Raw genomic sequence first — 14976 nt, forward strand, 5'->3', positions numbered from 1 at the left:
CATTGGTATCGTTTCCCGGGTGCCTTTCTCTGCTCCTCCCATCGCCAGCGCGGGACAGATCCGCAGCCTGGTTGGCGAATCCAGTTTCAAGCGCGGCAGCACATATGCTCGCAAAGGTTCGGCTTACGACCTCGCCTGGAACGCTAAATTCACTGAGTTGAGCGGGAAGGTCCAGGGTTCGCACGGCTCCGCTTACCGGACAACCGTGAAGTTCTCGACTTCCGAGCTCACCCCGGGCCCGTCGTATGGTGTCTGTACCTGCCCGATGCGCAGCAACTGCAAGCATGTCGCCGCGCTGCTCCTGACACACGGTGCGGAATCGCCCGAAGTCGAGAAGCCAGCCAAGCCCGCCGCTCAAATCAAGAGCCGGACAAAGGCTCCGAAGCAACGCGTCGCACGCGCTCCGCAGTCGCCCGCCTGGCGACGGCAGTTGGACTCACTGGTGGGGGCGCCAAAGGCAGTTTCCAGCAGATCCTACTCTGCCAGCGGATACGGCGCGCGTTATCTGGGGCGCGCTGTGCCACTGGCAGTGCATTTCGAGTTGCGTCAGGATCCGTCTGATCCTCGTTCGATGAGCCTTTATGTTAAACCGCTTCAGCTCAGTGACAGTGGGAACTGGATCGCGGGCCAGCTACGATGGGACATCTTCCAGGGCGGACACTCCAGCGGCTACAACGAAGCGCACTGGGATTGGATGCGGACCTTCACTCTCATAGGCCGCCGAGGGTACAACTACGGTTACGGCCGCGATCAGACGATGAAGCTGAGTGACTTCAAAAACCCGCTGCTGTGGGACCTGCTTGCGCAGGCACGTCAAGCAGGAGTGAAGCTGCTCGGGGCCGACAAAGTGCAGACAGTTACCCTTTGCAAATCAGTGTCAGTGCATCTGGACGTCGTTTCTGATGGCAGCGGCCTGAGTCTGAGCCCTTATGCCGAGATCGACGGCGAGGCGCTTGATCCAACTGCTCTCGGGGTTATCGGATCGCCTGCGCACGGTCTCTTTTTCTGGAACAACGAGGAAGCGCGCCGTTCTCTGACCGGTAGGCACATTACGCTTGCTCCCACAACGGGTCCGCTCCACGAAGCACTCAGTTCTTTGATCGCCGCGCGCGAGCCGCTGCAGATTCCCGACGCCGGCCGCCAAGCGTTCCTGGACGATTACTATCCGCAGCTTCGTCATCGGATCAGCGTCATCTCACGCGACGGCTCCGTAGCACTTCCCGACATCGCGCCGCCCGCACTGTTGCTCACCATCACCTACACGCCTGCCCCGCCGTCGTCGGGGATGCGTTCCCGACACAAGCAGGACAGCCCGCAGGGACACATAACGCTTAGTTGGTCCTGGGAATACATGTTCGGTAGAACGACGACGACGCACCCGCTGCTCGACGACGGCACCGGCTACCGCGACCGAACGGCAGAATCCGAAACGCTGGCCGCAGTGGCCGGACTGCTTGATGGCTTCCGTGCGGTCTGGTACGAAGCGTTTCCCAGGCCGGACGAGGGTTTCCCGGGCCGGTCAGCGCCGATCGAACTGCATGGCGTGGCCGCCGCCCGTTTTGTCGCTGAACTGGTGCCGGCATTAGGCGCCCTCGAACAGCTCGTGCGCGTGGTGCAGAGCGACGATGTCCCGGACTACACCGAGTTAACTGACCGGCCGCAAGTCTCGGTGCGAACTGCGGAGACCGAGGACCGTGACTGGTTTGATCTTGGCGTCAGCGTGTCCCTCGGCGGCTTTGACGTTCCTTTCGTTGACTTGTTCCGTGCGCTGGCCCTTGACGAACCACATCTGCTGTTGCCGGGCGGCGGATACTTTGCGCTGAATCAACCGGAGTTCGAGCAACTCCGAAAGCTCATCGAAGAAGCGCGGTCACTACAGGAGAAGGACGACGACGGACTGCGGATCAGCCGCTTCCAGGCTGGCCTGTGGGAGGACTTCACGGAACTCGCGGCGAGTACGGAGCAGGCCGAGTCATGGCGGGCATCGGTGAGTGCTCTACTTGAGCTCTCCGAGGTGCCCGTCAGGGACGTGCCCGGCGGAATCGACGCGGTGCTGCGTCCGTACCAACTGGAAGGCTTCAGCTGGCTCGCCTTCCTTTGGGAGCATGGGCTGGGCGGCGTTCTCGCCGATGATATGGGGTTGGGGAAGACACTGCAGACCCTGGCGCTGATCGCTCATACCAGGGAAGTGGGCCACGAAACCCGCCCGTTCCTCGTTGTTGCTCCTACCTCAGTGGTGCCGAACTGGGCCGCCGAGGCGCACCGGTTCGCGCCACACCTGCGAACGGGAGCCGTGATGGATACCCTGCGTCGTAGCGGCGCCGATCCGGCCGGGCTGGCGGGCGGGAACGACGTCGTCGTTGTCTCCTACACCCTCTTCCGGCTGGATTACGAGGCCTACTCCGCACAGGAGTGGGCGGGGTTGATCCTGGACGAGGCCCAGTTCGTCAAGAATCCGCTGACCAGGGCCAGCCAAAACGCCCGGAGCTTTCCCGCGCCATTCAAACTTGCAATCACCGGCACCCCGATGGAGAACAATCTGATGGAGCTGTGGTCGCTCTTCGCGATTGCTGCCCCGGGGCTCTTCCCGAGCTCCAGGAAATTCGCCGAGTACTACCAGCGGCCAATTGAGAAGGACTCCGACGCAGAGCGGCTGGCGCAGCTGAGGTGCAGAATCCGGCCCCTGATCACCCGACGGACAAAAGAGCTGGTCGCCAAGGACCTGCCGCCGAAGCAGGAGCAGGTGCTGGAGCTTGAGTTGGCACCGCGGCACCGAACCGTCTACCAAAGGCATCTGCAGCGCGAACGCCAGAAGGTGCTTGGTCTGCTGGACGATATGAACAAGAACCGCTTCGAGATTTTCCGTTCCCTGACGATGCTGCGCAGGCTGAGCCTGGACGCTTCGCTGGTCGATGAAAAGTACGCGTCGGTGCCTTCGAGCAAACTGGATGCCTTGTTCGAGCAGCTTGAAGACATTGTCGCTGAGGGACATCGCGCGCTGATCTTCAGTCAGTTCACAAGCTTCCTGGGTAAAGCAGCCGAGCGGCTTGAGGCGGCAGGCGTGGAGTATGCGTACCTGGATGGCAAGACCCGCCGTCGCGCCCAGGTGGTTGAGAAGTTCAAGTCAGGTCAGGCTCCGGTGTTCCTGATCAGTCTCAAGGCCGGCGGATTCGGGCTCAACCTTGCCGAAGCGGATTACTGCTTCCTGCTGGATCCCTGGTGGAACCCGGCCAGTGAAAACCAGGCAGTGGACCGCGCGCACAGGATCGGTCAGAAGCGCAACGTGATGGTCTACCGGCTGGTGGCAAAGGACACCATCGAAGAAAAGGTGATGGCGTTGAAGGAGAAGAAGGCCAAGCTCTTCACCGCTGTGATGGACGACGACGCCATGTTCTCCTCCGCTCTCACGGCCAGCGATGTGCGGAGCCTGTTCGAGTAGAGAGGCTTTGACGTGACCCCGAGGAAACATCTATGCTTTTCTGAATCGATTCAATCAGTCGGAGTGAACCAGATCCGACTCCTTGCCAATGGCGACGAAGGAAACTAGCAATGAGTAGAACGCCCACCGGAGAAATCAGTCCGCTCCGCGAGGCCGGCGTCGGCCAGAGGGATCCGCGGAGAGCCGCGATGAGCGGTTGGATCGGAAGCGCACTCGAGTACTACGACTTCGCGTTGTACGGGCTCGCCGCGACCCTCATCTTCCCGGCAATCTTCTTCCCGTCCGAGAATCCGACCGTCGGAATCATCGCCTCCCTCGCCACCTACGCCGTGGGGTACGTTGCACGTCCGATCGGCGCGGTTGTCCTCGGTGCGTACGGAGACCGGCACGGGCGCAAGCACGTGCTCGTCTTCGCGATGCTGCTCATGGGGTTCGCGACGTTCGCCGTCGGCCTCCTGCCGACGTACGCGCAGGTCGGCCTTCTCGCGCCTGTGTTGCTGGTGGTCCTCCGCCTGATCCAGGGGTTCGCGGTTGCGGGCGAACTCGGCGGCGCCAGCGCGATGATTGTTGAGCATTCCCCCGATGCCAGGCGCGGCTTCTTCGCGAGTTTCAGCCTTCAGGGCACGCAGGTCGGTTCCATCCTGGCTACCGGCGTTCTGCTTACTCTCGCCGCCATCCTTCCCGATGAGCAGTTCGAGACCTGGGGCTGGCGCATCCCGTTCCTGCTCAGTGCTGTCGTGATCCTCGCCGGGTACTACATTCGCAGGCGGGTGCAGGAGCCTCCGGCATACCAGGCACAGGCCGACAGCGGCGAGACGAAGCGACGGTTCCCGCTGATCGAACTGCTGCGTAGCTACCCATGGGTGGTGCTTCGTTGCGTCATCATGACTTTCACCAATGTCATCGGTATGGCGACGCTCATCTTCGGGGTGTCCTACGCGACGCAGGACGGCTACGGCATCGGGTACTCAAGCGATGATTTCCTCTGGGTAACCCTGGTGGCGAACGTGGTCGCCGTACTGACAATTCCGGTATTCGGCGGACTGTCCGACAAGATCGGCCGCCGCGCATTGATGGTGGCCGGCGGGCTCGGCGGTGGTCTGCTTGCGGGCGGTTACCTGTGGGCTATCGAGCAGAGGAGCCTGCTGCTGGTCTTCGTGTGCGTCGTGATTGTGCAGGGGCTCCTTTTCCAGATGTGGAACGCAACCTTCGCCACGTTCTTCCAGGAGCAGTTCCCGATGCGCATCCGTGTGACCGGGTTCGCGGTGTCGCAGAACGTCGGCCTCATGATCGCATCATTCTTCCCGAGCATCTTCACAGCGATCGCCCCGCCCGGTTCCGAGAATGTTCCGATGGTCATCGGGCTGACCACGTTCGGCATCTGCCTGATCGCGGCGGTGGCTACGCTTCTGTCGCCTGATACCAGGAGCAAGTCGCTCGAGGACCTGGAAGGTTCCCCGGCGCGCGGCGCCTAGCGCCAGAACACCGCCACAACGATGTTCAGCAGCGTCAGTCCGCCAATAACACCCAGAATGACGGACGGCCCGGCGTCCTTCTTTCGGTTGAGAAAGGCCAGTACGACGACGGCGACCATCACCAGCAGCTTCACCGCGATTTTGAGGTTGTCGACTTCCGCGAGGTCGCCTGCTTCGATGACGCCGACGAGTCCGAGCCCGGTGACCAGTTGCAGCCAGCTGCCGTGAAGAATGCCGGGAGTCACCACGGCGCCGCCGGTGCGCATGCTGCGGATCTGGGCAAGCACGCCGCCGAGGATCGCGGCCAGGCCAACGAAGTGCAGGACGAGAAGCAGGTTGCGGAGCAATTCCATTGGAATAGCTTAAGCATCTGTCTACGCACTAGTGATTAGTGTGACCGCGGCCAGGGCTTGTTAGGGTTGCTGCAAACCTACGAACTTAGTGTTGCGAATCTACGAAAAGTTATATGCAAACCTACCGAGTTCTTGTTGCGAATCTACGAAGAAGCACTTAGATTCGTAGTGTGCCTGACCTGATACGCCGCAATGTTCATTCGTATGCCCAGGACGTCCTTAACGCATTTCCGGTGCTGTTGGTCCAAGGGGCCAGACAGGTGGGTAAGAGTACTTTCGCCCAAATGGTGACGGCAGGCACCCCGTCTCGGACAGTGACTCTCGACAGTGAGGAGACGCGAGCGGCTGCAGAGGCAGACGCACCGGGTTTCGTTCAGCAGCACCCGCAAGGGACACTGGTCATCGACGAAATCCAGCGGATGCCGAGCCTGACTTTGGCGATCAAAGCCACTGTTGATGAGGATCGCAGACCTGGACGGTTTCTATTGACCGGTTCCTCGAATTTGCTGCACCATCGCGGCATACAGGACAGTCTCGCCGGGCGGGCTGCGTCAATCGATCTGTTTGGGCTGAGCATCGGTGAACTGCACGGCAGGAAAGATGACCTCGTGGGGACTCTTGTCGGGTCGTTGAAGGACTCTGCGCCGGCCTCTTTTTCGACGAACTGGGAGCGAAGGCGAACCGTCGACAGCATTTGTGCAGGCTCTTACCCTGGCTTGATCCAATTGAGCGGGCGATTGCATTCGACTTGGGTGGACAGCTACCTGCAGCGGGTTATCGAACGGGACGCCACCGACCTCCGAACCGTATACCAGCCCGCTCGATTGAAGTCGCTGCTGAGATTGATTGCGGCGAACCAGTCCGGGGAGCTTGTGAAAGCACGCTTGGCAGAGCAGGCCGGCCTACCAGCGACATCGATCACGGCTTATCTGGATCTGCTCGGGTCGCTGTATCTGGTGCATACGGTTGAGCCATGGACGCCCAACCTGACGAAGCGGGAGGTTGGGCGTCCCAAGAGTCTGGTCACGGACTCGGGAGTGGCTGCACGATTGAACGGAGCCTCAGCCGCCCGATTGCAGGATGTCTCTTCAGCTGACCATCTAGGCGGCTTGTTGGAGGGGTTCGTTACGGCAGAGCTTCTGAAGCAGCAAACCTGGACGTCCGAGCCATTTCGACTGTTCCATTTCCGCGATCGAACGGGAGCGGAAGTTGATCTTGTCATCGAACTGGACGACGGCTCAGTCATAGGTATAGAGGTCAAGTCGTCCACCTCTTTCAACGCCAAGCAATTTACGGGGCTCAAGTTCCTGAGAGACAACCTTGGGGACCGTTTCCTCGGCGGAGTGGTCCTGAACACCGGTCAACGTGGTTACCGATTCGCCGAGAAGTTATGGGGGCTTCCCGTTGCCGCACTATGGGAGCCGCTAAGCGGGTAGTCGGTTGGGCTCCTCTGGACGCAGGGAACCGCCCGCAAGTTCGGGTACGCGATCAACCCCAGAACACGGTGACGATGATGTTCAGCAGCGTCAGCCCGCCTATGATCCCGAGAATTGGGTGGCACAGTCATGGCACCGCCTAATGGGCGAAAACCGTGCTCAACGCTAGGTTCAAGTTAAGGATCTTCAAGCTGCCGATCGTGAATCGGTTATTGCCTTCGTCTGTGAGCAACAGGTGGGTGTTGTGGCCACGACTGCACCCCATGGCCGGCCCGAAGCGGCGCTCGTAGGGCGCGCCGCCTACAGCACCGCCCCGGACATGTTCACGACCAAAACCACCCCGAGGATCCCCACCAGCCAGGACAGCGTGTTGGTCGAGTTACGCGCCAGCCACCCGTCCAGTTTCCGCAGCACCGGATCCACCAGCCGCGCAGCCCCCAACCGGAGCACCAGCAGGACCACCGCTGGCAGCACCATGAGCAGGCAGTACCCCGCGAGCACACCGCCGGAAACGGGCCACCCGATCTCCGACGTCGTGATCAGCCCGATCGCCCCCAGGTAAGGCAGCATCGTTGCGACCTCCACGGTGGTCGCTGCGAGGGCGAGTCCCACCAGGGCGAGCGTGCCGCCGGTGGCCGTGCCGCCGTCGTCGTTCCCTACCGCCCGTGCCCGCCACCGCGGGAACCGGCCCGACGGCGCCGCCCCCGAAGCCTTCTCACGCTTGGCTTTCGCTTCGAGTGAGAAGCTCCACGCGACCAGGCCCAACCCTGCGGCGAGCAGGCCGATCTTTGCCGGTCGGGTGGTGAAAAAGTCTCCGAACTGTTCAACGGCGAGTTCGGCACCGAAGTAGACCGCCACGCCCACGCCGAAGTAGAAGACGCAGACCGTCAGCAGGAACACCAGGATCCGCGTTACGCGCAGCCGGCCGGGCGCGAGCATCAGCCACAGCGGAATCACCAGGGTGCCGAAGCTGGTGGAGTCGATCAGGGCAAGGACCGCCAGGATTCCGGCGAGGGTAAGCGTCATGCCGACGACGCTACGCGGCACGCGCCGCAGAGGGAGTCTGCCGAAAGGCCGATTCCGCACCTACGCGTACACCTTTTGGCTGACTCCTCGGCGGGCGCTGTGTGGTGCAATCGAGGGTGAGTTTAGGGACCAAGCAGGCTCAGGGGAATGACAGCGATCCCATCGGCCCGTCGATAGGCAGCCGGGCCGGTGGTGAGCACGGCAGCATCCGCCAGGCGATCACCCAAAACACTCCGTAACCAGTGCAGGTGATTGACGTCTCGGTCGCTCACTGTTGCAGCGAGCTTTATTTCCAGTGCTACGAGCTTGCCGTCGTACCGTTCCAGCACCAGGTCCACTTCCCGATCACCGTTGCGGGTGCGAAAGTGCCCTACAGATGCTTCGGCTGCCTGTGCGAGGACCCGGACGGACAGCGTTGCCAGTGATTCGAACAACTGGCCTAGCCATCCGCCGCCTGCAAAACCCCGTGTGGAGCCGATTGATTGTTCGGTGGTCCCCGTGAGGGTGGCGGCAAGTGCCGGGTCGGCGAGTTGGTGTTTCGGCATGACAGCCAATCTGGTGAAAGGGTTTGGGGACGGAACCCAAGCAGGCAACGGGTCGAGGATCCAAAGTCGCGTGAGCAGGTCTCGATAGGTAGCAGTAGTCACTTTCGACGGCTTGTCTGAATCCCCCGTGGTGGCGGCGTCCAAAATCCGGCTGTACGACGCCGTCGTTGAAGTTGCCGCCGAATATGCTGTAAGCCAAAGCCGGAGGGATTGCGGCCGCCGCAGGGCATAGCCCTGCTCAGGAACGTCCCTGTCCACAATCCGGTCCACGTAGCCAGCAAGCTGGAGGCGACGAGCTCGCGGTGGTAGCGTGCGAATTCCGGGGAAACCCGATGCAAGTATCTCCCTGACGTAGTCGGGCAATTCCAGAGTGGACCGGCCGCTGATTGCACTGTCTTTGTTGAACATGGCTGCCAGGGAAACGGTGGGTTCAGCCAGCCGACGTTCCGAAAATGCCAAGGGGCGCATACGCAGGGAAACAATTCGTCCGGCACCGCTGTGCGTATCGGTCCCCGGTCTGGGCGTTGCACTGCCTGTAAGCAGAAAACTTGCTGGCGCGGCGCCGTCGTCCACTGCCCGACGCACAACGTCCCATAACGGTGGTTCAAACTGCCATTCATCCACAAGGACGGGAGGATGCGCTCGGAGTATGGCACGAGGGTCGGCCCGCAGCAGCTCCCGCTCGGCTGGCGAATCGAGAAAGAACGTTGACGCTGCTCGCCGGGCTGCGGTGGCTGTTTTTCCGACGCCCTTGGGTCCATCGAGGGCAATGGCGCTCAGCGTCGGGAAAAGTTCATCCAATTCCTTGTCCACAACCCGTTCTACGTACGATGCCATTGCGTCTCCAATGCTTTAGTATCCCATTAGCAGATACTCTAGTATCCCATTAGCAGATACTCTAGTATCCCGATAGCAGCTACTCAACTTGGCTGTTGGCAGCATGCTCACTATCCAATTGAGACGCCGTGCTGGCCTGGGGAAGCGTTTCGTCACCAACCGCTGGTACGCGTGGTCGCTTTCACCGGTTCCACCGCCAGAATTCCATGCCGACGACGCTACGCAGCACGCGCCGCTGCCGCGGACGCAGTCTGCCGAAGAGGTGCTGATGCAGCGAAGGTCACTGGTCAAAGTTGCAGGCCTTGAAGTGGGAATCGGGGAGTGGCTACCGACGACAACTGCGCGAAGTGGGAATTGAGGAGCGAAGTATTCCCACTAACTATTCCAAGTGGGAGTATTGGTCCTGTAGATTCCCATTTGAGGAGAGCCATTGGAACAACCGCGTGAGAGATCAGGAGTTCCCACCGGTGGAAGGTACGCGCAGCGCGTTGCGTCAGAAACAGGGACCGTTCCTACGTCAGCGGATCCGTGGCCACCGGTAACCTACGAAGAGCGTCCCTGGAAAGCGGACAGCGATTCGGGCATTTCACGCAGGCAGCGTCTGCGCGCGAGAGGTCCGTACCAGGCGGCGGTGCTCGAACCCATCGCTGATTGCACTCCCCACCTGGGTTCTCGAACCCATGCCATGGCCGAGCAGGCCATCGTTGAGATGGTGCGGTTTGACGCCGAGATGGGCGCCGGAACGGCACCGTTTGCGAACCTCCTGCTCCGCAGTGAGTCAGCGGCAAGCTCGCAGATCGAGAACCTCACCGCAGGGTCGCGGAAGATCGCTCTGGCTGGACTGGGTGACACCTCCAGCGGGAATGCGCGCCTCATCATGTCCAACGTCGCCGCCATGAAGGCAGCGCTGGATCTCTCCGATGACCTGTCGGTGCAGAACATCCGGGAAATGCACCGGGCGCTGATGCTTGAGTCCGAGCCCGATATTGCAGGACAGATCCGGGAATCGCAGGTGTGGATCCACGGCAGCTCGCCGCACACCGCGGACTTCGTGCCTCCGCATCACGAGCGGGTGACAGCGGCCCTCGAAGACTTGGCTGAATTCATGCAGCGCGACGACGTCCCAGCGCTGACACAATCAGCGATCGCCCATGCCCAGTTCGAAACCATCCGGCCGTTCGCCGACGGCAACGGCCGCACAGGCAGAGCCATTGTTGGGTCAATCCTGCGAAACAAGAATGTGACGGAGAGGGTCACCATACCCGTATCCTCGGGGCTCCTCACCGACACCGCAACCTACTTTGAGTCGCTGACTGCGTACCGCGAAGGCGACATCCAACCGATCGTAGAGCTCTTCGCTGAGTCCACGTTCCGTGCGATCGACAACGGCCGGCAACTCGGTGCCGAGATTGAGGAGGCACGAAACGAGTACAAGGGCCGCGTCATGCATTCGAAATCCAAGGTTGCCCACGACGTCGTCGACTTCCTCACGAGCGAACCAGCAATCACCGCGCAGATGCTCAAGCATCGTACAGACGCCTCAGAATCAGCGGTGTACCGCGCTATGGAGGTGCTGCTGGATGCGGAGGTGCTGAAGCCGGCGGGCAAGGTGAAGGGGATGGCGGTCTACATTGCGACGGACATCATTGATGCGCTGGACGACTTCGCTGCACGCGCCGGACGCCGCCAGCGTCACTAACCGAAGATGAGGTGATATTCCCAGCTCTTATGGCAGCGCTGAGTCTTCGTAGTCCCCGTGGCCGGCACGGTAGATCGCGAAGGCCCATGTTGGCATACGCTACCGCGCGTACACCTTTTGGCTGACTCCTCGGCGGGCGCTGTGTGGTGCAATCGAGGGGTGCGAGAATCCCTGATCCGGCGGCTGGCTCCCCAGGAACTGCGTCACGATATTCGGATCGCTGCCCTTACTTTCGCCGTGGCGCTCGCGTTGATCGCGTTAGGGCTGACCGGGCTATGGGGTGGAACAGGATTCGCGTCCCTGGCGTCCGACGTCGATCGTTGGTGGCATATTGCCCCGGTGCTCATCGCCTCGGTTGCGGTGGTGTTCAAGCGTGCGGCGCCCGTGCCGGCGCTCCTGGTGGGGGCGGGGATGTTCGGCTGGGACCTTGCGCTGGGCGGCAGTGTGGCCATGCTCCTTCCGTTGTTCGACCTTCTGTACAGCGCGGCGCTGTATTCCGGGGCGCGTACCCGTCGTGTGCTGTGGGGTGTTGGGTCGGTGCTGGTCATCGTGCCCACTGCGGTGCAACTGGTCGATTCCGGGAACCTGCAGTGGACGGTGCTCACTGCCCTGCAGCAGGCCGCGCTTTTCCTCAGCCCGTTGTGGTGGGCGAACGATGTCCGCCGCAAGTCCGAGCTCGCCGAAACCGCCGCCGCCCGCGCCGACGCCGTGGAGCGCCTTGCCGAAGCCGACCGTCAGCGGGCCGTGCGCGCCGAACGCGACGCCCTGGCCCGCGACCTTCACGACGTCGTCGCCTCCCACCTTTCGGCCATCGCCCTGCATTCCGGCGGTGCGCTCGCTACCCCGGCGGAGGAGGGCAAGGACCGCGCCGCGCTCACGCTGGTGCGCCGCTCCGCCCTCGAATCGATGGAGGACATGCGCGCCATGATTTCCCTGCTGCGTGCGCCTTCTGGCTCTTTGGAGGACGCGAACGACGACGGCGCCAGCTCGCTACCGCGGCTGTCCGGCCTTGACGCGCTGGTACAGACGGCGCGGTTCAACGGAAGCGCCGTCGTTGTGAGGGATGAGCGATCCGATCCGCGGTTGCCGGATGCCGTGGATCTGGCCGGCTACCGGATTGTGCAGGAGGCGTTGACCAATGCGGTGAAGCACGCACCGGGCTGCGACGTGTCGGTGACCGTCCGGGATGGTGAGGGCTCTGTGGTGGTGGAGGTGTCTAATCTCCTAGGTCCTGGAACCCTCTCTGCCGTTCCCGGCATGGGAATGGGCTTGTCCACCATGGAGGAGCGGGCGCGAGCTGTTGGCGGAAGCCTCAGCGTGCAGGCCGAGGGTGGGTGGTGGACGGTGCGGGTTTTGCTGCCGATTTCCGGGTTGAGTCGCGTCGGTTTGGACCGTTCAGTGGGTGTGGGACTGTGAACGACTCTTTGGTGCGCGTGCTCATCGCGGACGACCATTCCTCGATTCGGGCCGGTCTGCGGTTCATCCTGCAGTCGGCTCCGGGGATTGAGGTAGTGGGGGAGGCCGCCGATGGAGCTGCCGCCGTGCAGAATGCTGCTGTTCTACGGCCGGATGTCGTGCTGATGGATGTACGGATGCCGGGAGTGGACGGCATCGCTGCAACGCGGGAGGTGACGGCGGCGGCGTGGGCTCAGGTGCTGGTGCTGACCACCTTCGATGTTGACGAGTACATTTTCGGGGCGTTGCGTGCCGGTGCGGCAGGGTTCCTGTTGAAGACGGTTGAGCCGCCGGCGTTGGTTGATGCGGTGCGGCGGGCTGCCGGGGACGCAGTTTTAGCTCCGGAGGCGACGCGGCGTTTGCTTCGTGAGTTTGTTGCGCTGGATCGAAAGCGCGTGGAGGCTTCGCGTCCTGAGCTACGGGTGCCGGTTGGCGTTCCTGGCGATGAGCTGACGCAGCGCGAGGCAGAGGTGCTGGCCCTCATTGCCGAGGGGCTTTCCAACAGCCAGATCTCGGCGCGGCTGAGCATCTCCTCGGGGACAACCAAGACGCACGTCTCCCGGGTGCTAACAAAACTCGGCTGTGCCTCCCGCACGCAGGCGGCGATCATCGCGCGGGAAGAGCGGCTGCTGTAGGTCGTCGGCGTGGAAGCGCTCGGATGTCGTGAGATGAAGAGGCCCGGAATCTCAACCGATTTGCGCTGATGCGTCCATAAAAGCGTTGCGGATGTCTTCTCGAAAGCTCGGGTTCACATTCAGATTAGTCGCGCTCGGGTGAGGAACGGCGCGCCAGCTTAGATTCGAAATCATCGAAGACCCTTGGCAGAGTGTGGACCAACCCGCACCGGCCATCTTGCCCATGGTGACCACAATCCGTAGTTGGGAAAATAGCGGAATGAGCTGTTCCACGAAGGGTTGCGCCTCTAGCACGTCCGACCGCTTCGTGGGCTTTGTCTTCTGGCCAGCCGGGAGGTACCACGGCACAATATTCCAAAGTGCTACGTCTGCGCGTTGCAGCCCAGACTCTTGAAACAGCGTGAAGAGATTCGCTGCCGTTCCGTCGTTATTGTCGATGGACACAAAGCCCGATCCGCGAGAGGCCGTTGCTCGTCTACCGGGCGCCTCAAGAAGGACCAGCACCTTGGTGTTGACGCCGGCCATGCTTGGGTCGAACCATGGCGTGACCGACTCAGAGTCTCGAATGCTTCGGCCGCGCTCGACGCTCACACTGCGCACCCAGTCGTTGAGTGGACCCACGTGTGGGGCGTTGATTAGTTGTCGTTTTCGTTGCACCATCGCTGGGTCCTTGTGGCCTCGCGGGCTATCTGGCCACGATTCGTTCAAGGGAATGTTCATTGTTGGTCAACTTCCTGGCGAGAAGAACTTCTTCGGCGAAACTACAATCAGGATTGGCTTCAGGGCTGGTAATAAATCTAGTGCGTCCCTCCAGCAGTTGATGGCCGCGGCTGTCAGGGATGAACTTCTCTCAGCCCGGGCGACCAGGACTACCCGGTCTATCACCACAAGGACGTGCGCCGCGTGATCGCCAACAGCGTTGAGTGTGCCAAGACCCTGCGGCCGGAGCGCACCGGCCCGGTGCTGCTGCGCTACGAGACTGAGGACTTCTACACCGGCCACGCCTTCTAGGGAGCGATGAGCAATTGATCACCTTCAGACCGTTGAAACCGCCGGTCCGCTACGCGTGGTGCGGGTGGGTGCCGGCGGGATGGACAAGGCCTGGATTAGGACCTTTCAAGCGAACGACGACGTCGATTGGTCGGTCTCGTGGACCTCAACCTGAGTGCCGCGCAAGCCGCGGTCGAGGAGTTCGGCCTGCGGGACGTCGCTTCGGGTACTTCGGTGTCGGAGGTTGCGGCTGCTTCTGGGACGCGCGCCGTCGTGAACGTGACGGTATCGGCGGCGCATCATCCGGTGAATGTGGAGGCAATGTTCGTCGGGCTGCCGGTGCTGTGTGAGAAGCCGGTGGCGCCGACGGTGGCGGAGGGGTTGTCGCTGGCCGCTGCGGCGGAGGTGAGCGGCCAGTTGCTGATGATCAGCCAGTCGCGCCGGTATTTCCAGGGGCTGACGCAGCTGAAGGCGCTCACTGCCGAGCTGGGCGACATCGGCGTGGTGACGACGGAGTTCTTCAAGGCCCCGCACGTTGGTGGATTTCGGGAGGAGATGGCGCATGTGCTGCTGGTGGATATGGCGATTCACCAGTTTGATGCGGTGTGGTTCCTGCTGGATCAGGATCCGGTGTCGGTGTATTGCGACGAGTTCAATCCGTCGTGGAGCTGGTACGACGGCGCTGCTGCCGCCACCGCGGTGTTCCAGATGAGCGGCGGCACCCGGTACGTGTATACGGGAAGTTGGTGTGCGGACGGGCTGGAGACGCCGTGGAACGGGTCGTGGCGGATGAACGGTGCCGGTGCTTCTGCAGCGTGGGAGCCGGTTGCGGAGTTGCTGTCCGGTGCTGCTTCGGTTTCGGCTGTGTCGCATCAGCCTTCTTGTGGCTGGCCTGGGCCGTCTACGACGATGCTGGCGATACGGCCATGGATACCAGTAATGTTCACTCTTGATCCACATCGGGTGGGTGGGCTGCAAAGGGCGTGGACGGCGCGGGCTAGGAGCGAGTCATGAGCTTTCTCGATCAAGTACCAGACAAGCAGCGGCCGGAGGTCCTGGAATTTCTGAAGACTGGTAAGTATCAGC

General features: G+C 62.0%; 11 protein-coding genes and 1 pseudogene. 8 read left to right on the forward strand and 4 right to left on the reverse strand.

Annotation, left to right across the window (positions count from 1 at the left end; genetic code table 11):
• The first annotated feature begins 571 nt into the window (after positions 1-571).
• Entirely contained in the window at positions 572-3439 is a 2868-nt protein-coding gene (locus BJ994_RS02650; protein ID WP_245192230.1) for a DEAD/DEAH box helicase, read from the forward strand.
• Between the two features lie 110 nt (positions 3440-3549).
• Entirely contained in the window at positions 3550-4914 is a 1365-nt protein-coding gene (locus BJ994_RS02655; protein WP_167991200.1) for an MFS transporter, read from the forward strand.
• Here the strand turns inward: BJ994_RS02655 and BJ994_RS02660 are convergent.
• Entirely contained in the window at positions 4911-5267 is a 357-nt protein-coding gene (locus tag BJ994_RS02660; RefSeq protein WP_167991203.1) for a hypothetical protein, read from the reverse strand. The genes BJ994_RS02655 and BJ994_RS02660 overlap by 4 nt on opposite strands.
• Positions 5268-5500: 233 nt before the next feature.
• Here BJ994_RS02660 and BJ994_RS02665 point away from each other — a divergent pair, with 233 nt between their 5' ends.
• Positions 5501-6703, forward strand: a complete 1203-nt coding sequence (locus tag BJ994_RS02665) for an ATP-binding protein (protein ID WP_342450435.1) — start codon at positions 5501-5503, stop codon at positions 6701-6703.
• A 300-nt stretch (positions 6704-7003) separates the two neighbouring features.
• On the opposite strand, the gene BJ994_RS02670 is transcribed toward BJ994_RS02665, so the two are convergent.
• Together BJ994_RS02670 and BJ994_RS02675 are read right to left on the reverse strand one after the other, a co-directional pair.
• Complete coding sequence (locus BJ994_RS02670; RefSeq protein ID WP_167991208.1) at positions 7004-7729, reverse strand: GAP family protein; 726 nt, start codon at positions 7727-7729, stop codon at positions 7004-7006.
• A gap of 122 nt (positions 7730-7851) precedes the next feature.
• Complete coding sequence (locus tag BJ994_RS02675; RefSeq protein ID WP_167991210.1) at positions 7852-9111, reverse strand: ATP-binding protein; 1260 nt, start codon at positions 9109-9111, stop codon at positions 7852-7854.
• 685 nt (positions 9112-9796) lie between these two features.
• Here BJ994_RS02675 and BJ994_RS02680 point away from each other — a divergent pair.
• The 3 genes from BJ994_RS02680 to BJ994_RS02690 all read left to right on the forward strand — a co-directional run bounded on the left by BJ994_RS02680 (position 9797) and on the right by BJ994_RS02690 (position 12900).
• Positions 9797-10810, forward strand: a complete 1014-nt coding sequence (locus BJ994_RS02680; RefSeq protein WP_245192231.1) for a Fic family protein — start codon at positions 9797-9799, stop codon at positions 10808-10810.
• A gap of 159 nt (positions 10811-10969) precedes the next feature.
• On the forward strand, positions 10970-12226 hold the full coding sequence (locus BJ994_RS02685; protein ID WP_167991215.1) for a histidine kinase: 1257 nt from the start codon (positions 10970-10972) through the stop codon (positions 12224-12226).
• A complete protein-coding gene (locus BJ994_RS02690) occupies positions 12223-12900 on the forward strand; it encodes a response regulator (RefSeq protein ID WP_167991217.1) in 678 nt (225 codons plus the stop codon). The genes BJ994_RS02685 and BJ994_RS02690 overlap by 4 nt, the downstream gene beginning before the upstream one ends.
• Before the next feature lie 51 nt (positions 12901-12951).
• On the opposite strand, the gene BJ994_RS02695 is transcribed toward BJ994_RS02690, so the two are convergent.
• Positions 12952-13560, reverse strand: a complete 609-nt coding sequence (locus BJ994_RS02695; RefSeq protein ID WP_167991220.1) for a uracil-DNA glycosylase — start codon at positions 13558-13560, stop codon at positions 12952-12954.
• A 192-nt stretch (positions 13561-13752) separates the two neighbouring features.
• Between BJ994_RS02695 and BJ994_RS02700 the strand changes: the two are divergent.
• A pseudogene (locus tag BJ994_RS02700) lies at positions 13753-13911 on the forward strand (ThuA domain-containing protein); the annotation flags it as partial.
• Between the two features lie 138 nt (positions 13912-14049).
• Positions 14050-14904, forward strand: a complete 855-nt coding sequence (locus tag BJ994_RS02705) for a Gfo/Idh/MocA family protein (protein ID WP_342450252.1) — start codon at positions 14050-14052, stop codon at positions 14902-14904.
• The last annotated feature ends 72 nt before the right edge of the window (positions 14905-14976 follow it).

Source organism: Arthrobacter pigmenti, assembly GCF_011927905.1.
GTDB lineage: Bacteria > Actinomycetota > Actinomycetes > Actinomycetales > Micrococcaceae > Arthrobacter_D > Arthrobacter_D pigmenti.